At 26.9% G+C, this 20469-nt stretch carries 18 protein-coding genes; 5 read left to right on the forward strand and 13 right to left on the reverse strand.

Annotation, left to right across the window (positions count from 1 at the left end; genetic code table 11):
* Positions 1-222: 222 nt before the first annotated feature.
* The gene (locus ACUXZJ_RS11110; protein WP_446195013.1) at positions 223-669 is read right to left on the reverse strand and encodes a type I restriction enzyme HsdR N-terminal domain-containing protein; all 447 of its coding nucleotides are present in this window, start codon (positions 667-669) and stop codon (positions 223-225) included.
* A 243-nt stretch (positions 670-912) separates the two neighbouring features.
* Between ACUXZJ_RS11110 and holA the strand changes: the two genes are divergently transcribed.
* From holA to ettA, 3 genes are all read left to right on the forward strand, one after another.
* Entirely contained in the window at positions 913-1917 is a 1005-nt protein-coding gene (gene holA / locus ACUXZJ_RS11115) for a DNA polymerase III subunit delta (RefSeq protein WP_060382127.1), read from the forward strand.
* Between the two features lie 47 nt (positions 1918-1964).
* Entirely contained in the window at positions 1965-2153 is a 189-nt protein-coding gene (locus ACUXZJ_RS11120) for a CAL67264 family membrane protein (RefSeq protein WP_060382128.1), read from the forward strand.
* Positions 2154-2228: 75 nt separating this feature from the next.
* Positions 2229-3917: an energy-dependent translational throttle protein EttA gene (gene ettA / locus ACUXZJ_RS11125; RefSeq protein ID WP_063743935.1), complete on the forward strand. Its 1689-nt coding sequence runs from the start codon at positions 2229-2231 to the stop codon at positions 3915-3917.
* 320 nt (positions 3918-4237) lie between these two features.
* On the opposite strand, the gene ACUXZJ_RS11130 is transcribed toward ettA, so the two are convergent.
* The 4 genes from ACUXZJ_RS11130 to ACUXZJ_RS11145 all read right to left on the reverse strand — a co-directional run bounded on the left by ACUXZJ_RS11130 (position 4238) and on the right by ACUXZJ_RS11145 (position 8462).
* A complete protein-coding gene (locus ACUXZJ_RS11130; RefSeq protein WP_063743934.1) occupies positions 4238-5311 on the reverse strand; it encodes a DUF3810 domain-containing protein in 1074 nt (357 codons plus the stop codon).
* 9 nt (positions 5312-5320) lie between these two features.
* Positions 5321-5734, reverse strand: coding sequence for a thiol-disulfide oxidoreductase DCC family protein (locus ACUXZJ_RS11135; RefSeq protein ID WP_060382131.1), 414 nt, complete (start codon positions 5732-5734; stop codon positions 5321-5323).
* Positions 5735-5744: 10 nt separating this feature from the next.
* Positions 5745-7913: an endonuclease MutS2 gene (locus ACUXZJ_RS11140; protein ID WP_060382132.1), complete on the reverse strand. Its 2169-nt coding sequence runs from the start codon at positions 7911-7913 to the stop codon at positions 5745-5747.
* 96 nt (positions 7914-8009) lie between these two features.
* Positions 8010-8462, reverse strand: a complete 453-nt coding sequence (locus ACUXZJ_RS11145) for a glucosaminidase domain-containing protein (RefSeq protein ID WP_060383825.1) — start codon at positions 8460-8462, stop codon at positions 8010-8012.
* Between the two features lie 292 nt (positions 8463-8754).
* Between ACUXZJ_RS11145 and ACUXZJ_RS11150 the strand changes: the two genes are divergently transcribed.
* A complete protein-coding gene (locus ACUXZJ_RS11150; RefSeq protein WP_446195018.1) occupies positions 8755-9858 on the forward strand; it encodes an SGNH/GDSL hydrolase family protein in 1104 nt (367 codons plus the stop codon).
* Positions 9859-10414: 556 nt separating this feature from the next.
* On the opposite strand, the gene ACUXZJ_RS11155 is transcribed toward ACUXZJ_RS11150, so the two are convergent.
* From ACUXZJ_RS11155 to ACUXZJ_RS11175, 5 genes are all read right to left on the reverse strand, one after another.
* Positions 10415-12271 (reverse strand): DUF349 domain-containing protein, encoded by a 1857-nt coding sequence (locus ACUXZJ_RS11155; protein WP_060382134.1) that lies wholly within the window; start codon positions 12269-12271, stop codon positions 10415-10417.
* A 580-nt stretch (positions 12272-12851) separates the two neighbouring features.
* Complete coding sequence (locus ACUXZJ_RS11160; RefSeq protein WP_060383826.1) at positions 12852-14336, reverse strand: aminotransferase class V-fold PLP-dependent enzyme; 1485 nt, start codon at positions 14334-14336, stop codon at positions 12852-12854.
* A gap of 129 nt (positions 14337-14465) precedes the next feature.
* Positions 14466-14912 carry a sensor of ECF-type sigma factor gene (locus ACUXZJ_RS11165; protein WP_103681671.1) on the reverse strand — a complete coding sequence of 149 codons (447 nt, stop codon included), beginning with the start codon at positions 14910-14912 and terminating at the stop codon, positions 14466-14468.
* A gap of 17 nt (positions 14913-14929) precedes the next feature.
* Positions 14930-15229: a hypothetical protein gene (locus ACUXZJ_RS11170; protein ID WP_235820800.1), complete on the reverse strand. Its 300-nt coding sequence runs from the start codon at positions 15227-15229 to the stop codon at positions 14930-14932.
* A gap of 120 nt (positions 15230-15349) precedes the next feature.
* Complete coding sequence (locus ACUXZJ_RS11175) at positions 15350-15892, reverse strand: RNA polymerase sigma factor (RefSeq protein ID WP_060382137.1); 543 nt, start codon at positions 15890-15892, stop codon at positions 15350-15352.
* A gap of 93 nt (positions 15893-15985) precedes the next feature.
* Between ACUXZJ_RS11175 and ACUXZJ_RS11180 the strand changes: the two genes are divergently transcribed.
* On the forward strand, positions 15986-16639 hold the full coding sequence (locus ACUXZJ_RS11180; protein WP_060382138.1) for an HAD family hydrolase: 654 nt from the start codon (positions 15986-15988) through the stop codon (positions 16637-16639).
* Positions 16640-16802: 163 nt separating this feature from the next.
* On the opposite strand, the gene ACUXZJ_RS11185 is transcribed toward ACUXZJ_RS11180, so the two are convergent.
* The 3 genes from ACUXZJ_RS11185 to ACUXZJ_RS11195 form a co-directional block, all read right to left on the reverse strand.
* Positions 16803-17540, reverse strand: coding sequence for a YggS family pyridoxal phosphate-dependent enzyme (locus ACUXZJ_RS11185; protein ID WP_063743932.1), 738 nt, complete (start codon positions 17538-17540; stop codon positions 16803-16805).
* On the reverse strand, positions 17533-18258 hold the full coding sequence (locus ACUXZJ_RS11190) for an AAA family ATPase (RefSeq protein ID WP_063743931.1): 726 nt from the start codon (positions 18256-18258) through the stop codon (positions 17533-17535). Before ACUXZJ_RS11190 ends, ACUXZJ_RS11185 begins: the two co-directional genes overlap by 8 nt.
* A gap of 815 nt (positions 18259-19073) precedes the next feature.
* The gene (locus ACUXZJ_RS11195) at positions 19074-20309 is read right to left on the reverse strand and encodes an SGNH/GDSL hydrolase family protein (RefSeq protein WP_063743930.1); all 1236 of its coding nucleotides are present in this window, start codon (positions 20307-20309) and stop codon (positions 19074-19076) included.
* Positions 20310-20469 lie beyond the last annotated feature (160 nt).

Here is a 20469-nt window from a genome sequence, read left to right on the forward strand (position 1 = left end):
AAATAAGCTTGACGACCTTTTGTGTCTAAATTATGAAATAAATTTTTTGCTTCAATGTAAGAATAACCCAAAAGACGAACGTCAAATATTCTTATTTTAATTTCATCATTTTTTACATTAGGGATATTAATACTCAGGATTAAAATAAATACTATGATTGTACTAAAAAATAAAACGAGTACTTTTTTCCGTTTATGTTTTGTGAGATATTATTAAGCACAATTAAATAGGATATTCAGGAAGGTTATGTAAAAAAATATATTTCTCATTTTCAAAATCCATTTTACAAAAATAATGATTTAAGCCATTTGTAACCATTAAATATTGAGCATTTAAAACCAAATTATAACGAGCTATTTGATCAAAAGTTTGTTGTGAAATTTTTACTTCAGGTGCTTTGCATTCTATTAATAAAAAAATAGATCCATTAGGTTGAAAAACAGCAATATCATACCGTTTAATTAAATCATTAATTTTAATTAATTTTTCAACATTAATACATGATTTAGGATATTTTTTTTCTTCCAATAAGAAACGAATTACATTTTGACGAACCCATTCTTCAGGTGTAAGCATTATAAATTTTTTACGAATTTCATCAAAAATAGATACTTTATTTTCGTTATTTTTGAACCGAAATTGATAGCTAGGAAAATTTAATTTTATCATTTTCCAAAAATAGTTTTTTTACTTTCAGGTTTCAAGTTCTTTTTAATCTGGATTATGCGTTAGCTTTTGTATGAAGATAAAAAAGACAAAGAGGATAAAAATGCACGAAAATTTTTATACAAATATATTTTTATTATATCGAGAATAAAAAACGTACTACTTTTTTAGATTCAAAGTTATTTTTTTGTAATAAACTGACAATGCGTAAGCTAGGTTTAAAATTTAAACCTTAAAAAAAGAAATATGGATGAAGCACTAAAGATTATAAAAGACATAAAGGCAGGAATTATTAAACCTATTTATTTTTTAATGGGGGAAGAACCTTATTATATTGATAAACTTTCAGAATATATAGAACAAAATATTTTACAAGAACACGAAAGAGATTTTAATCAAACAATACTTTATGGTCGTGATGTTACAATAGAAGATATTGTAGGAAATGCGAAACGTTATCCTATGATGGCAGATAAACAAGTAGTTATTGTAAAAGAAGCTCAAGAATTATCACGTACCATTGATAAATTAGAAGCTTATGCTGAAAATCCACAAGATACCACAGTTTTAGTACTCTGTTATAAATATAAAACATTAGACAAAAGGAAAAAGGTTACTAAAGTTTTAGAGAAAAACGGATTAGTTTTTGAAAGTAAAAAGTTATATGAAAATCAAGTAAGTACTTGGTTGACCCGGGTTTTACAAGGTAAAAAACTACAAATAGAACCTAAAGCAGTACAAATGTTTGTTGATTTTTTAGGAACTGATTTAAGTAGAATTGCCAATGAAATAGACAAACTTTCTATAATATTAAAGCAAGGAGAAGTTATTACACCTGCTATTATAGAAGAAAATATTGGGTTCAGTAAAGATTTTAACCCCTTTGAATTACGAAAAGCAATCGGTGAACGAAATCAGCTTCAAGCATATAAAATAGCAGATCATTTTGCTCAAAACCCAAAAGATAATCCAATTGTTTTAACCATAGGTTTAGTGTTTAGTTTCTTTTCACAATTATTACAATATCATGGATTGAAAGATAAAAATCCTAAAAATGTGGCATCAGTATTAAAAGTAAATCCCTTTTTTGTAAAAGACTACGAATTAGCAGCCCGAAATTATCCTATGAAAAAAGTAAGCGGTATTGTAGCAACACTAAAGGATATAGATTTAAAAAGTAAAGGAGTAGGAGCAACTAATCTTTCACAAGATGATTTATTAAAAGAAATGTTAGTTAAAATTTTTAACTAAATTTACGATATTTGCAACTTTAAAGTAATTAAAATATTGAGTTTAAAATGAGTGTAGGAATGAATAAAAATACAGTTCTAGCATGGGCAACATTTATAATGATTGTTATGGGAGTAATTTTAATAGGGTTAGGTATTTATCGTTATGCAGAGGTAGCAGGATGGGGATTCAGTGCAGTAGGAATTGGTTTTTTTGCTAATGCTTGGGTTTTTAATGCTTTAAAAGGAAGAGTTTAAAATAATAATCAATCATAGTTTTTAGTTTTCAATCATTATTTTGAGTTCTAAATTTTAAAATTATAAATTATAGTTATGTCAGACGATAAGAAAGTAATATTTTCAATGTCGAAGGTAAGTAAAACTTACTCTTCAACAAACAAACAAGTATTAAAAGATATTTATTTAAGTTTTTTTTATGGTGCTAAAATTGGTATTTTAGGATTAAATGGTTCAGGTAAATCATCTTTATTAAAAATTATAGCAGGGATTGATAAAAATCACCAAGGAGACGTGGTTTTTGCGCCAGGTTATACAGTAGGGTATTTAGAGCAAGAACCTCAATTAGACGAAGAAAAAACAGTAATAGAAATTGTTAGAGAAGGAGCAGCAGAAGCCGTTAAATTACTTGAAGAATTTAATATAATTAACGATCAGTTTGGTTTGCCTGAAGTTTATGAAAATGCTGATAAAATGCAAAAACTAATGGATCGTCAAGCAGAATTACAAGATAAAATAGATGCTTGTGGTGCTTGGGAACTAGATAATAAACTTGAAGTAGCAATGGATGCACTTCGTTGCCCAGATGCAGATACGCCAATAAAAGTATTATCAGGAGGAGAACGTCGTCGTGTAGCATTATGTCGTTTATTATTACAAGAACCTGATGTACTATTATTAGACGAGCCTACTAACCACCTAGATGCAGAATCAGTTCATTGGTTAGAACAACATTTACAACAATATAAAGGAACTATTATAGCAGTAACCCACGATCGTTATTTCTTAGATAATGTGGCTGGCTGGATTCTTGAACTAGATAGAGGAGAAGGTATTCCTTGGAAAGGAAACTACTCATCTTGGTTAGATCAAAAAGCCAAACGATTAGAACAAGAAGAAAAAACAGAATCAAAACGACGTAAGATTTTAGAACGAGAGTTAGACTGGGTTCGTCAAGGAGCTAAGGGACGTCAAACAAAACAAAAAGCACGTCTTCAAAATTATGATCGTTTATTAAATGAAGACTCTAAACAATTAGAAGAAAAATTAGAATTATATATACCTAATGGACCTCGTTTAGGAACGAATGTAATTGACGCTAAAAATGTTGCTAAAGCATTTGGCGATAAATTATTATATGATAATTTAAATTTTACTCTACCACAAGCGGGCATTGTGGGAATTATTGGACCTAATGGTGCAGGTAAGTCAACCATTTTCCGTATGATAATGGGAGAGCAGCAAGCTGATTCAGGTTCATTTGAAATAGGAGAAACTGTAAAAATTGCATACGTTGATCAAACCCATAAAAACATTGATCCAGAAAAATCTATATGGGAAAATTTCTGTGATGGTCAAGAATTAATTATGATGGGAGGACGACAAGTAAATTCGCGTGCCTATTTATCTAAATTCAATTTTTCGGGTAGTGAACAAAATAAAAAAGTTTCAACATTATCAGGAGGAGAGCGTAATCGTTTGCATTTAGCAATGACCCTACGTGAAGAAGGTAACGTATTGTTATTAGATGAGCCTACAAATGATTTAGATGTAAATACTCTTCGTGCATTAGAAGAAGGTTTAGAGAATTTTGCAGGTTGTGCTGTAATTATTTCTCACGACCGTTGGTTCCTAGACCGTGTGTGTACACATATTTTAGCTTTTGAAGGTGATTCACAAGTATACTATTTTGAAGGAGGATTTACAGATTATGAAGAAAATCGTAAAAAACGCCTAGGCGATTTAGTACCAACCAGAATAAAATATAAAAAATTGGTTAGATAAAATATTATTTTAATAAATTTCCTAAATCCCCTAAAAGTATTTTTAGGGGTGTTTTTTTAAATAATATGATAAAAAAATACCTAAAATAATGTGAAAAAGGTATAATATCATTCAAACTTTGAAAATTCCTCATAATAATATTTTTTAATCTTGAGATTGTCCAAAAAGTTCGCAATCTTGTCATCGAGACCAAAGAGAGAAACTACACAATGTTGATTATGATACTCCTCCAATGTACTTATAGTAATTTTTATTCAAAATATAAATGATATGAAAAAATCACTTTACTTAAGATCTGTCTAAGTATAGAATTTAAAAAATTAATTTTCTTGATAGTTAATTAATAAATCAATAAACTTACTGTAACTTTTCATACCCTCTTTCTGTTGATTTAGCTTTAAAAAATAATCATAAAAGATTTCAAAACCTTCATTTATGATAGATTCATGTGATGACCAAAAAAAATTACTTTCATCAAAGTTTTTTAAAATCCCAGGATTGATTGTTTGTAGTATTCTTTTGAGTTCTTTTTGATCTTTAGATTCAATATTTACTAGACAATAACGTAAAGCATACGTATAACCGGCGTATTGAAAGAATAAATTTTGGTTATGGATAGTAGCTAGAAATCCAATAAAATTACACTCACTCTCACTAGAATACCCGATTTGATGAGCCATTTCATGACAAACTATTGCGGGTAAATTATAAGATGGAAGCATATTATTTATTTGTGCCTCATTTGTAAAAGGATTTAAATAACCTCCAAACCCCATATAAGTTAGTGGGTAGCTAAACAAAGAGTTTTTTATACTGGTCTTTTTATACTCAAAAAAAGAATGTCTGTTTTTTAAATTAATATATCCAGATTGAGCTAACTCAAATATTTGAACAGCTGTATAAGGACTGATTACTTTTTGATTTATATTACGTGTTAATTTAAACTGAATTTTATTTGTTTTGTGTATAAGATTTTGGGTAAATTGTAAAAGTTCTTTTTGACTATAATCTGTTTTAAGATTCATCTTTTTATAAAGAGGTATTCGATAATAGTTATAAGCCCAAAGTAAATGAAAAATAAAATACATGGTTACTAAAAAAGAAAAGAGATTTTTAGTGTTTTCTTTCCAACATATTTTACGATTTTTATATAACCAATATGGAAGATAAATTAATGTTAAAATATAAATACAATCACCAATAGAAAAAGGAATCCATCCAAAAATAATTCTATTTAATTTTGAAATCATAAGGTAAAATCCATTACTATAATATTGCTCTACAATAGTAGGGAATTTTGAAAATATCTTTAAGAGTAATATTTGAAATACAAAGAATATAAAAAATAAGATATTTTTTGATATTTTTAAATTATTGATTTTTAGTGGTTTCATGTTTTTTAATTAATCAATAAATTTAGTTTTTAACTCTGGAGAAGGGATCATACAAGTTACTTTTTTTCCATACCATTTATAACGATTTTTAGCAACAAAATCATATAGAAAGTCTCGTAAGTTAATTGGAATTATTTTAAAAATAAAGAACCAATTTAGAATAGATAAACTTTGTGCAATCTTTAAAACAGCTTCTGATTTATAATAATAAGCTTGATTGGGAATATATAATACAATACTTTCTATATTTCTATTTTTAATTCCCAGATATTGAAGTACTTCTTGTCCTAACTCAGATTCTAAAGTTACAAAACGAAAAATATCATTTTTGTCATGCTTAATGATATATTGTACCCAATAATTACAAAGATTGCACACTCCGTCAAAAAGTATGATTTGTTTATCTTTTGGTAGTTTCTGCATTAATTTAATATTATTTAGGTTGAATATATTCTAATTGTTCTAAACTGACTTTAGAGGTAAAAAAGCCATAATTTACAATGGCATTGTTTTTTTCAATTTTATCAATAGTACCTATAGACTTACCGTCAATCATGCGAACACGATCACCTACTTTAAGTACTACTTTAGGTTTGTTTTCTTCTATTTTTTTAGCAATTTCTTTCTTTTCTTTTTTCTCTTTCCGAATTTCTTCTACTTTAATATTTACTTCTGCTAATACTTCTTTTTCTACTTTTTCTTTGACTTTCTTTTCTTTTAGGGTAATTTTTTTACGTTTTGAATTTTCTATTTCTACCATTTTTAAAAATTCACCAATTAAATCTTTTTTGTTTTTATCATTAAAATATTTTTCAGAAATATCATCTATTTTTTGCCCCATATAAATCAAACGTTGATTAGTATCATATAATTCTTGATAGCGTTCTAGCTTATCTTGAATTTTGGCATTGATGGTTTCCATTTTTTTATTTTCTTGGCGAGCTTTTGTTTCTTCTTCTTTTAAATTTTGTGAAGTTTTTTCTAGTTTAGAACGTTCTTTTTGAAGGGAGGAAATGGTTTTGTCAAATCGTATTTTGCTACCTTCTACCTTTTTTTTAGCACGATTAATTAATCCGTAAGGAATACCATTTTTTTGAGCTACTTCAAAAGTAAATGAACTACCTGCTTGACCTATAATTAATTGGTACATAGGTTCTAGTGATTTTTCATCAAAAAGCATATTAGCATTGGTTGCGCTTGGTAATTCATTAGCTAACATTTTTAAATTGGCATAATGAGTTGTTATAATACCAAAGGCTTCACGATGATAAAATTCTTCTAGAAAGACTTCTGCCAAAGCACCACCTAGTTCTGGATCGGAACCTGTACCAAATTCATCAATTAAAAATAAAGTGTTGGAATTACATTTTTTTAAAAAGTAATTCATGTTTTTTAAACGATAACTATAAGTACTTAAATGATTTTCAATAGACTGGTTATCTCCAATATCCGTTAAAATTCTATCAAATAAGCACGTTTCACTACGTTCATGTACAGGAATTAGTATTCCTGATTGTAACATTAGTTGTAGTAAACCAACGGTTTTCATAGAAATGGTTTTACCACCAGCATTAGGTCCTGATATAACAACGATTCGTTTACTTTGATCAAATTCAAAAGTTTGAGGATAGGTAGTTTTTCCTTTTTCTTTATTATTTAAAAATAAAATAGGGTGAAAGGCTTCTTTTAAAAAAACTCTTTTTTCTTCATTTATTTTAGGTAATAAGCCGTTTATTTTTAAGGCATATTTAGCTTTGGCCGAAATAACATCTAGATCACTTAAAAAATCTTGGTATTGTGTTAATAATTCATGAAAAGGGCGAATATTGTTGGTTAGTTGCTTTAGAATTTTAATAATTTCTTCTCGTTCTTCATATTCTAAATTAGCTAGTTCACGAGAATAACGAAGGGTAGATTCAGGTTCAATATAAGCAATGCTACCTGTTTTAGAACTTCCTAATATAGAGCCTTTTACTTTACGGCGATACATTGCTTGAACAGCTAGTACTCTGCGATTTTCTACCACAGTTTCTCGAATTTCATCTAAATAACCTAATGAATTGTATTGGTTTAGTGCCATCCCAAAACTTTGATTTACTTTACCTCTAACTAAATTCATATTTCTACGGATTTCTAATAGAGTAGGAGTAGCCTCATCTTTTATTTCACCATATTTATCAAAAATAGCCTCAATGGCTTTTGTTATTTCTTTTGTGATAGTTATTTGACTTGCTTTTTTGTGTAAAGCAGGATAATAATCATCAAATTTTTTTAAGAAGATTAATAAAGCATTAGTGTTTTCAGCTAGTGAATGAATCTTTTTAAAACTTGAAGCTTCTAGATAACTATCTTCTATAGCTAAAAATTTAAGCTCATTTATTATGGGGTCAAAATTATGACTAGGTAGGGCGTTATTATTATCAAAAGAAGAACGATATTCAGAGGTTTGAAATAAAATATCGGTTAGTTCTTCTTTATTTTTATAAGGAATTATATGTAATGTTTTTTCAATTCCTATTTCAGTTGTACAATATGCCGAAATGGTTTCTAAAACGGTTTGAAATTCTAAATCTTGTAAGGTTTTACTATGTATTGAAATCATTTTATCTCTTAATGTAGTCACAAATTTACAATTTAAATTAAAAAAGGAGATTGAATTTTCAATCTCCTTTTAAATTAAATTTATTAAAAGTTATCTTTAATGTAGATTATGTTTTAAAATGGTTTTTTTGATCTTATTTCTCCATAAAGTAGGTTTTGTTGAATACCCAGTTAAACTTATTTTTTTTAACCATAGTAAATAATCATCACTTCCTTTTAGATTTAAATAAAACTTTTTTGAAGCCATTTTTAAACAAAAATCTCTAAAAGAATCTTCAACACTTGAGTATTGCTTAAAACTAGACCAAGTTACTTGATTTTTTCCTTTAATTCCAAAGTGGTTATTTAATCTTTTTGCAACTTTACTATTACCGTAGCCTGATTCTACTATGGCAATACTTAGAATTATAGATCTTGGTATTCCAAATTCAAAGGATAACTTATCTGCTATTTCACCATATTCTTTAATGTACGACTCACTTTGTGAATAGCTGTTATAAAAGCTAAGAAAAGTAAAAGCAAATAAGAAGTATAATTTTAGATTTTTCATAAGCATAAATTTCTTTATAATTAAGTTGGTATTACTTAAAATATTGACCAAATTTGCCAAATGATTAATAATTATATTGCTTCTTTTTGAAGAAGTAGGGTACAAATTTAATAAAAAAAGTTTTCTAAACATCCTTTTTATCAACAAATTAACTTAGAATTAATATTTTATGTCTTTTAAGAAAAGAGTTTTTTTATTTATTTATTTTGTTTTACAGACTGTTTCAGGGCAAAATATATCTTTATTTCAATATAAAAAAGCAGACTCCTTATATCCTAAGATAAATTTAAATTTGGAGAAAAATATAATTATAAATGAAAATCATTTAAAACCTCTTTTTCTTAAACTTTTAAAATTAAAAAAAGATAATTTAAAACAAGTTTCATTTGTTCATATAGGAGATTCTCACATACAAGCTGATATATCTACTAAAGTTATACGTACTGAATTACAACGTTATTTTGGGAATGCTGGTAGAGGCTTAATATTTCCATATCAATTAGCTAAAAGTAACGCTCCAACAGATATTATTTTTAGTTCAAATTCTAATTGGAAAGGAAGTCGATTAATTAAAAAAAATCCAGAAATACCCTGTGGTATAAGTGGTTTTGCGATAGAATCTATGGAACCCAATTCTCTTATTAATTTTAAGTTCAGAGGAACTGAAACATTTCATAAATTTGATAAGCTTACTTTGTTTACAAATAAAGAAATTAAAAATGTTAATTTAATTGAAGATACAGCAAAATATAGTGTTAAAGATGGTGTTTTAGATTTTAAATTTGATGGTCTTCGGTCTAATTTTAATATTGTATGCAATGATTCTATTTGTACTAAATTATATGGTATATTTTTAGAAAACTCTATTGATAAAGGAATTATTTATAGTGCAATAGGAGTAAATGGAGCTAAATATTCTGATTATAATTCTGAAGTTTTATTTTGGGAACAAATTAAAAATGTTAAGTCAGATTGTTATATTTTATCTATGGGTACTAACGAAGCACAAAATATTGTTTTAACTCCTGAGAGCTTTGTAGAGTCAATAAAGGAAACAATTGATAAAATAAAAATATTTAATCCTGAAGCTGTTTTTATATTATCAACTCCTCCTGTTTCTTTTTATAAGAAAGTAGTACCTAATAAAAAATTAAAAGATTTTTCTGATGCAATTATGGCTTATTGTATTGATAATGAAATTGCATTATGGGATTTATTTGAAATTTCAGATGGATTAAAAGGAAGTTGTGAGTTTGCAAAAAATCAACTTTTAGTTAATGATCTTGTTCATTATTCTAGAAAAGGATATGAATTACAGGGGTATTTATTTATTGAAGCATTTGCTAAAAGTTGGAATAATTATATAAATTCACTCTCTACAATTAAAATGAATTAATACCATTTAAACTTAAAATATACTGGATTAAAAAGTAAAATTCTCGATACGTTTTTTTTCATTTTAAGAACAACTGGAACAGACGGTTGAGTATATAATTGAAATCATTATTAGTTCGAACGCGAAGCGCATTGAAAACCAACACTAATTTTTATTGTTTTTGTAAGATAGTGTTTAAATGAACATACAGTTTGTCACTCCTACATAAGGAGGCGTTTTATAATCAACATTATGTGGTTTCTCCCTTTGGTCGATTGACAAGATAGCGAACTTTTTGGACAGTCTAAAGGTTAAAAAAATAGTATTATGAGAAAATTTCAAAGTTTAAGTGGTATAAATTAAAATATGAAAAAGTGCGTTGTTTTTAACTGTATTCAATAAGGAGATTTTTAGAATTAGAAAAAGGCTCAGATTATAAAAATCTAAGCCTTAATTTTTTTGTTTACAACTTTTAGGAAGTTGTTATTAATGTTAATGATTTTCTTGTGTTAAGAGAGTGTAAATAGAATTTTGAATATTTCTTTTTTGTTGTACCCTCTTTTAAGTTTTATATAGATTAGATATTATAAATTTGTTTTAATTTATCTTTCCACATTGTTAATTCTTCTCTATTACGTTCAATACTTTTCTTTACTTCAATAATCATTGGATTATCTTTTTTAGCATTTGAGAAGAATTGGATATTGTTTTCTAATTGAAAAATTTCATTTTGTACTTCTTCTATTTTTCTTTGAATGAAAATCTTTTCTCCATCTATTTTATGTTGACCTTCTTGGCTTAGTTGTTCTAAACGACTGTTAAATCGAACCATTTCAGCTTCACGTTTACTTGATGTCAAATTTTCAAAAAGAGTATCTAATACTTTGTTAAATTTTCCTTCTATATGACGTCTAGAAAAAGGTACTTTGCCAAAGGATTTCCATGTTTCTATGTGAGTTTTTATAAGGTCTAAATCTTTTCTATGATCTCCAGAGAGAGTCAATGTTTTTACGATTTCTAAATAATCCTTTTTCTTATCAAAAGCAATAATTTCAATTGCTTCATTTTGATTTCTAAAGGCTGTTAATCTGTCAAAATAGTGATTGCAAGCTTCTTTAAATTCTCCCCAAACATGATCCGAAAACTTTTTAGGAACATGACCTATTAATTTCCAATCTTCTTGGATTTTTTTCATAATAGGGGTTGTTTCATTAAAGTTATCGTTATTCATTAATTCTTTTGCTCTAGCAACTAGGGCGTTTTTTTTATCTAAGTTAGCTTGTTGTTCTTTTTTTATATCTTTATAAAAAGAGTTTTTGTTAGCATTAAAACTTCGGACAGCATTTTTAAAATCAGCCCAAACTTCTTCATTGATTTCTGAAGGAACTTTTCCTGCTTCAAAAAATGCTTTTCTTAGAGTTTCTATTTTGTTTATTTGGCCTTGCCAAGAGGAATGTGCTGTTATTTTTTCTTCGGCAATTTTATAGATTTGATTTATTATATCCTTTTTTGTGGCTAAATTTTCTTCTTCTTTTAAGCGTTGTTGTTCAAATAAATTTTCACGTTTTTCGTGCATTTGTTTGGTTACTTCGCTAAATGCGTGCCAAATTTCTTCTCGATTTTCTTTAGAAACAGGACCTATTTCTTCTTTCCAAACTTTATGTAATAATTGAAGTTCTCTAAAAGCTTTGAAAACGTCTAGTTCGTTTAAAAGATTTTTAGCTCTTTCTATAATTTTTAGCTTTTTATCTAAATTATGTTTAAATTCTAAATCACGTGCTTCTCTATCTAAATGCAGTAGATCATAAAAGTTTTCTACATGAAAATGATAATTATTCCAAACATGATTGTATTTGTCTTTAGGTATTGCACCAGCACTTTTCCAACGATCACGAATGTCGTTAAATGGTTTCAATAAATCCTTTATTTCAGCATTTGAAGTTAGTAATGTCTTTAGTTCTTCTATTAGATTTAATCTATTTTGGAGATTTAATTTTAGCTTAGCTTCAAGATTTTTAAAATAAACGTTTCTTTTGTTTTTATATTCGTTATAAAGAAAGTCAAATTTAGATTTTGTAGGGGAATGATACTCGAAATCTTCATTAGGATTTTCATGTAAAAATTCTTCTTTTTTTTCTTCAATAAAATGATTGTATTTAGATAAAAAAGCTGATTTTATTTCCTCTATGTGATTACGGATAACCATAATTTTGTCTAGGGCTAATAATTGTTCAAATTCTAGCACTAGGGAATCCATACTCATGGTATGATAATCTTTCATTGGAATTTCATGTTCGTGTTCCAATGTATTGTCTTCATTTACTTCTGCATTTAAGTTCTCGATGGTTTCTATCGCTAATTGAGTATCTGATTGCGATAGATTTTGATCATTTCCATCTGCTTTTAGCAGGTTATCATTCATTTCTTCTTGCATATTGCAGGATATTTACAGTTAATAATATTTGCACAAGTTAATAAAATCAAATTTAAATAAAAAGAGACTGTCCAAAAAGTTCGCAATCTTTCATTTCGACGAAAGAGAGAAATCACATAATGTTGATTATGAGACTCTTTCTTACGTTGGATTGATAAACTATAGGTTGTATTTTGATATATATTTTTAAAGGAAAATCCTGTTTTTAACTTTTTTTGAGCTTTTTAGGGGGTATTTTTTTTAATATAATCTATATTTTATTGATATACAAGCTTTTATTTGATTATGAATGAGCTTATAAATTGGTTAATCTAAAAAAATATTTCTAACAGCTCTAAATTTTTTACTTCTAAATGCTTTCATTTTAGTGTTAAATTTATGCTGAATATTAGTAACTTCTATTGTTAAATTATTTGGTATTGTTTTGGTGATAGTTTTAAAAGAGATTCGTTCTAAACTATGATGATTTGTAAAAACAAAAGAAGTATGCTGAAAATGTGTTTATACTTCTTTTGTTTATTTATTTTATTAAGGTTAAAATAGGATAGTTTAGATTCTATTTTTAACTACGTTATCTGTTTTAAATTTCAAACCAGTTTTTAATAAGATTATCAATGGACTGGGCATTTTTATGTGTATATTCATTAGTTTTAGGATTGTATAGGTAATCTTTACCCCATTCTTTATGATTTTTTGCTAGAGAGATGATGGCATCACAAACATATTTAATTTCCTCATTTGTAGTGGTGGGGTGTATAGACATTCTTATCCATCCTGGTTTAACAGTTAAATCACCAGAGTCTATATTACAAGTAATAGCATTGGATTTATCTTGATCAACATGTAATAAGTAATGACCGTAAGTACCGGCACAACTACAACCACCCCTGGTTTGAATACCGAAGTGATCGTTTAATATTTTAACTCCTAGGTTGTAATGTAGGTTATCTATATAAAATGAAATAACTCCTAATCGTTCTTGATGTTGTCCTGATAAAATGGTTAAATTAGTTTCTTTGTTTAATTCTTTAAAAATATAATCGACAATTTCTTTTTCGCGTTTTAGTATATTAGCTACTCCCATTTTTTCTTTTAATTGTATAGCTAATGCTGTTTTTATTACTTGAAGAAAGCCTGGGGTGCCTCCATCTTCGCGATCTTCTATATTGTCAATGTATTTATGTTCTCCCCAAGGATTAGTCCAAGATACTGTTCCTCCTCCTGGACAATCAGGGACATTATTTTTGTATAAATTTTTATTAAAAACTAACACGCCTGAGGTACCAGGTCCTCCTAAAAATTTATGAGGAGAAAAGAAGATAGCATCTAGATAGGCTTCTTGATCTTCAGGGTGCATATTGATTGTTACATAAGGACCTGAACAGGCAAAATCGACAAAGCAAACACCTCCATTTTGGTGCATAATTTTTGCTACTTCATGATAAGGCGTTTTGATACCTGTAACGTTTGAACAAGAAGTAATGGAAGCTATTTTAAAACTTCTATCTTTATATTGTGCTACAATTTTCTTGAAATTTTCTAAACAAAAAAGACCTTCTTTATTAGCAGGAATTATGACTACATCAGCAATTGTTTCTAACCAAGAGGTTTGATTAGAATGATGTTCCATGTGAGATATAAATACTATAGGTTTTATTTCTTTAGGTATATTGGTATAATTTTTTAAGTTTTCGCTAATTCGTAAGCCTAAAATTCTTTGAAACTTATTAACAACACCTGTCATTCCTGTGCCATCAGTAATTAATACATCGTTTTCATCAGCATTTACATGTTTTTTTATGATTTTTCGAGCTTGGTGATAAGCTATGGTCATAGCAGTGCCGGAAACAGTGGTTTCGGTATGAGTATTTGCTACAAAAGGGCCAAAATCTTTTAAGATTTTTTCTTCAATGGGTCTGTATAGTCTTCCTGAAGCGGTCCAATCTGTATAAATAATTTTCTTTATTCCAAAAGGAGAATCAAATTCTTGATTAATACCTACAATATTTTCTCTAAATTTTAAAAAATATTGTTCTAATGTTGTAGATTTTTCGGTTGTAATCATTTGTTTTTTATTTGGTTTCAAATATACATTATTTACTTATTTTGAAATAGATTTTTAAAAAAAATGATTAATAAATTATAATATTTTATTGAAAATAAAAAAAGTGTATTTGAAGTATGAAATAAAATTTTAAAATCTTTTTTGTTTTCGTTCTTTTATTTGATTGAGTAATTTATGTTTGAACTCTATTTCTATTTGTTTTAGTTGAATAATTTTTTGATTTGGTATAATACCTTGTAAATTTTTGACTAATGATCGTTTGTTTTGTCTTATTTCATTTTCTATTTTTTCTTCTTGATCCATTAAGTTTTGCATTTCTTTATCTGATAAGGAATTTGTATTTTCTGTATTTAATTGGTGAATTAATTTCTTTTTTTGTTTTTGAAGTTCCAATTGTGTATCATCAAATTGATTGAATATAGGCCAAAATTTTTGTGCTTCTTCAGAGGTTAAATTAAGTTTATCGGATATAAAAGCTATACGTAATGTTTTTATTTTTTCCATTTTTTCTTCTCTTCCTTGTCCAAAAGTAATTTGGTTTAATATAATTATAAGGAAAGTTATTATCTTTTTCATGACAATCATTTTATTGGTTAATTTGTGTATTCGTTTAAAAAAATAGGAGTTTGATGATCTATAGGAATAACTTCTTTTTCTAAATCTTTTAGATCTTCAATTGTTAGGTAATCAACTAGTTCTTCTGTGGTTAGATCATCTGCATAGGTTAAGTATTCTTGTGTAGAATTGATGGTGTAATTGTCTATTTGATTAAAATAAATATTTGTAAAAATTGAAATAATTATTGTAGCGGCAATTGCATAAAGTATAATATTTTTTTTCTTCCAAAATGAAATTACGTTTGTTTTTTCTTTTTCGTCATTAATTATTGACATTAGACGATTTTCAAAATTTAAAAAATAATCATCGGGAACTTTATATCCGGAATTAATTTTTGGGTCTGTATTTATATTAATAGGATTCATATTAGTAGGACAAAAATAAAAGGGAAAGGTTTAATTTGAGTTTAGAAAATATTCAATTTTTTTGACTGCATGGAAATAGGAGGCTTTTAATGCTCCTACGGAGGTTTTTAATATTTCGCTAATTTCTTCATATTTTAATTCTTGAAAATATTTCATCTTAAAAACTTGTTGTTGTTTTTCGGGTAAGGAGGCTATTGCTTTATGCAGTTTTAATTGAATTTCATTTCCGTCAAAGTGTATGTCTGCTTCTAATTTTTCTATCATTTTTCCTTTTAATTCTTCATTTGACAAGCCTTTTTTCCTTGCTTTGCTATTTAAAAATGTGATGGTTTCATTTGTAGCAATACGATAAATCCATGAATAAAGTTTACTTTCTCCTTTAAAATTTTCGAGATTTTGAAAAACTTTTATAAATGTATTTTGTAAAATATCGTCTGAATCATCATGATCTGATACGATATTTCTTATGTGGTAATATAGTGGTTTTTGATACTCACGAATCAATTTCCTAAAAGCTTCATTTTGAGTTTTAGGATTTAGGAGTTCATTTAAGAATAATTTTTCGTCTTGCAAAATGTAAGGTGTTTGAGTATAAGACTAAAGATATTTAAAAAGGTTTAATTTAAAAGGAAAAGGCTTTGTATATTTGGTTAAAAATTAAATTTTATGATTAAAACAGTTATTTTTGATATGGATGGTGTGATTGTAGATACTGAACCAGTTCATAAATATGCTTATTATCAATGTTTTAAAGAATTGTCAATAACGGTTTCAGATAGTATGTATGCGTCATTTACAGGGAATTCTACACGCAATGTTTTTCAAAAATTAAAAGAAACTTTTAATCTAGATTATGAAGTAGAAACTCTTGTGTTAAGAAAAAGAGAATTTTTTAATGAGGCATTTGATATAAAACCTGATTTAGAATTAATTGAGGGGGTTTTAGATTTAATTAAAAAATTACACGCTCAGGGTATTCAGCTTATTCTAGCTTCTTCTTCTTCTGCAAGTACTATAAATCGTGTATTTAATCGTTTTGATTTAAATCAATATTTTACTCATAAAATAAGTGGTGAAGATTTTCCTAAGTCAAAACCAGATCCTGCTATATTTTTACATGCAGCCTCACTTTCGGAAGCTTCTAAAGAAAATTGTATTGTAATTGAGGATAGTACTAATGGTGTAAAGGCAGCCCATTCAGCTGGAATTTATTGTATAGGCTATAATAGTGTTAATTCAAAACTTCAAGATTTATCCTTAGCTAATGAGGTAATTCATCATTTTGATGAATTTGATTTTTTAAAGGATATTATGAATTAATGAGAACACGTTTTGTGTTTGAATAAATTTTTTAAGAAAGGGGAGTTGTTATTTGTTGTGAGTATAATTTATGGATATAGAAATAGTTTCTAAAATAAATTATTAATCTTTATTGTATTTTGAATTTTATTTATTTCAGTACTATTTTTTATTTGATAATAAATTAGTTAGTTTTATTTTCATTCCAATAATAACTATCAGGATAAGCTCTTTGTCCAAATATTGCAGTGCCTATTCTTATGATAGTTGCTCCCTCTGCTATGGCTGTTTCTAAATCTCCACTCATACCCATTGAAAGTTCTTTCATTTCTACATTGGGGATATCTAGTGCTATTATTTCTTCTTGAATGTTTTTAAGTAAGCGAAAACAATCTTTAACTTTATCAGTTTCGGCACTAAATAGACCTATAGTCATAAGTCCTTTTATTTTTAGAGTATTAAATTGAGCTACTTTTTCTATAAAATTGCGAGCATTATTAGGATTTATACCAAATTTACTTTCTTCTCTTGATGTGTTTATTTGTATTAAAACATCTATGGTTTTATTTTCAAGTTGTAATCTTTGATGTAATTTTTCAGCTAGATCTAAACGATCAAGAGATTGTATACATGAAACATCATATTTTAAAATTTCTTTTATTTTATTGGTTTGTAAATGTCCAATAAAATGATTTACATGAGAGATTTCTTTTAACGATTCATATTTTTCCTTTAGTTCTTGTACTTTATTTTCAGCTATTAATTTACTACCTGTACTTAATGCAATTTTTATACGCTCAGCTGAAACGGTTTTCGTTGCTAAAAGTAATTTTATTTCATCAGGATTTCGGTTGTTTTGTTTGCAAGCATTATTTATACGTTCTTTTATAATGTTAATGTTTTTTAAAATTTCTTCAGTCATTGGATGATTTTTTATTTTTTTCTTCTAGGTTTTTAATTAATATTGATTTTATAATGGTATATGCGTAGTCTTTAGCTTCAGCAAAAGAGATATTATATTTACGTTCTATATTTTGTAAATCTTTAGGAAATCGGAGTAAGAGGTTGTTGTAATATTGTTCTAAAATTTCTTTTTCTGGGATTGCAAAATTTACTTGTAATTGAAACCGTCTTAACAAGGCTATATCAATAATTTCTACATGATTTGTAGCGCATATCAATAAAGATTTATTAGGAAAATAATCTATAAGTTGGATAATTGTATTTACTAATCTTCTCATTTCTCCTACGTCTTTATCATCATTACCTCTTGCTTTTCCTATTTGGTCAAATTCATCTAAAAATAGAACAGCATTATCTCTAGCTGCTTTGTCAAAAATTTGTTTAATATTTTGTGACGTTTCACCTATTCGTGAACAAACTATATTACTTAAATTAAGTATTAAAATATTTTTACCTAATTCTTTTGCAATAGCTTTTGCAGTCATTGTTTTACCACAACCTGAACTACCATGAAGTAAAATTTTATTATTTATAGGTAACTGATATTTATTTAATTCATCAAAATAGGTATGTTCTTTTATCAGTTGGAGGATATTTTTTTTATTGTTTTTTTCTAAAAAAACATCCTTTAAGAATATTTGTTCTTTGTCTTCTATAATAAGATTTTGTACATTCATTCTACTTTTATTATGAATTTTCTATTTATATTTTAGAAACAGAATTAATGATTCAAATTTAGTTAGGATAACTAACTTAAGCAAGTAAAATTTATTTTTTTTTTGAATTTAAAGAAGGACTTAAATTGTGTAATTAATTATCTGTATGCTAAGGCAATGATTTTATATTAAGTTTATCCTTTTATTAATGTCAACTTAAGTTAGCCGTCAAATTTTAGGATAAATGGAAAAAAGGAAAAGGCTATCCAAAAGTAATAAATTAACATGCAGTTTGTCACTCCGATAAGGAGGAGTCTCATAATCAATATTATGTAATTTCTCTCTTTGGTCGAGATGACAAGATTACGGATTTTTTGGACAGCCTCAAGGTTTAAAAAATAGTATTATGTGGAAATTTCAAAGTTTAAATGGTATAATTATTTAAAATGTGTATTAAATGTACACCGTAACTATATTTACTAAAAAAAGAAATTATTTTTGAATCATTTTGTACAAAATCTTTAAAATAATAAAAATATTCCAATAGAAATCATTAGTACGTTAGGAATTAAGAATGAATCAAAAACCTCCATAAAAAAACTTTATATTTTGATGCAAAATAAGTTCTTAATATTGAATACTCCAAAAAGAAAAGGGATTACTATTCTTAAAACCCTTTTTCTAAATATTCTTTTGTGTTTTTATAGCTTTTAGAAAAAAATCAAAGTTACCGAAATCTATTGGTAGAGTATTTCAGATGAACTATGTAAAAAAATAAGACTAAATGTAGCCAAGACTCTTAAAAAAGTTATCAATTCAAATTTTGATGATTCATTTTAGTTTTTTATTAGTTTTATTTTACTAATTGTATTTTCCTGATTAAGTATCAGGATATAGATTCCACTATTTAGGAAACTAGTATCTATATGATTTTTTACTAAATTTTCTTCTGAAATAATAATTTTTCCACTTAAATCAGTGATACTAAATTTAGTTTGAGCATTTTTTTTAGTTTCTATATGTATAAAATCTCTTATTGGGTTAGGATAATAGTCATAATTTATTGGTTTAGTTTGATCTAGGTTTAAAGAAATAATCGGAATAGTTTTAGTAATAGATTCTGAACAATTATTTTTGCGAGTTGTTAAAGTAATAGATTTATCACCTGTTGATTGAAAATTATAAATAGGGGATAATTCATTTGTTCTATATTCATTATTAATATTCCATGATATAGAATCATAATTATTAGATTGATTTTGTAATTGAATATTTGTTCCATTAACTAAAAAAGAGAAATCAGGGTGTAAATTATAAGTATTTATAAGCCAATTAGGTTTATTTTTAAGTACAACACTATCGGATATTTTTTGTAGGTAGATAGCCGTAATCTCATCAATACCTCCATAAAAATTACAAGGTGCTATATTTTCTTGATATAATGTATTAAATATAGAACAAGCTACAAGATATGAGCCTTTTAATCCGGGGTGAACGTCATTATAAGTAGAATGTAATAAAAGATCCTTGCTAGAAATATAATGTTCTTTGAAACATTCACCTGCTGAAGCGAAAGGAACTTTCATACCATGCGCAATTGCAGTTATTGAATCTTTTATTTTTGTTTGACTTGCAAAATAATTTTCGTAATTACCTCCGCCATTGTTATTACTACCAATACCATTTGATATTTCATACAATATTATTTTAGAACAAGGACTATATTTTTGTATAGAATCCATTAGTCTTCTTCCTCTATTTATTGTTGTTTTTGTAGAGGAAGAAAAACCTACAGACTCTCCTGTACCAGGTTGAAGAATGATTGCATCCCATTTCTGTGAAGAAAATAAGCGATAAATATTATGATCATTTACATGATTTACAAATCCAGTTCCTCCTTGTGCATATTGTTGTACCTCAACATTCTTTCCTTTTGTGTTTGCAAGATTTTGAAATAATGTGGGCATATTATTATAGTAGGTCATACTATTTCCTATAAATAATATTTTTTCTTGTGCAAAGAAATTAAGATAAGAATATAAAAAGAAGGTTAAAATTATAATTTTTCTCATTTATTATTATATTTCCGTTAGTAGTAAATTAATGTTTTTATAAGGAAAAACAGAATTGCGAATACGATCTGTATCTTATTTACGATTATCTAAATAAAACTTGAATAGATAAATTTAGTGATGATTAATTATGTAAAAGTACTAAAATCATTGTGAAAAT

The organism is Flavobacterium sp. TN-1, from assembly GCF_052828645.1.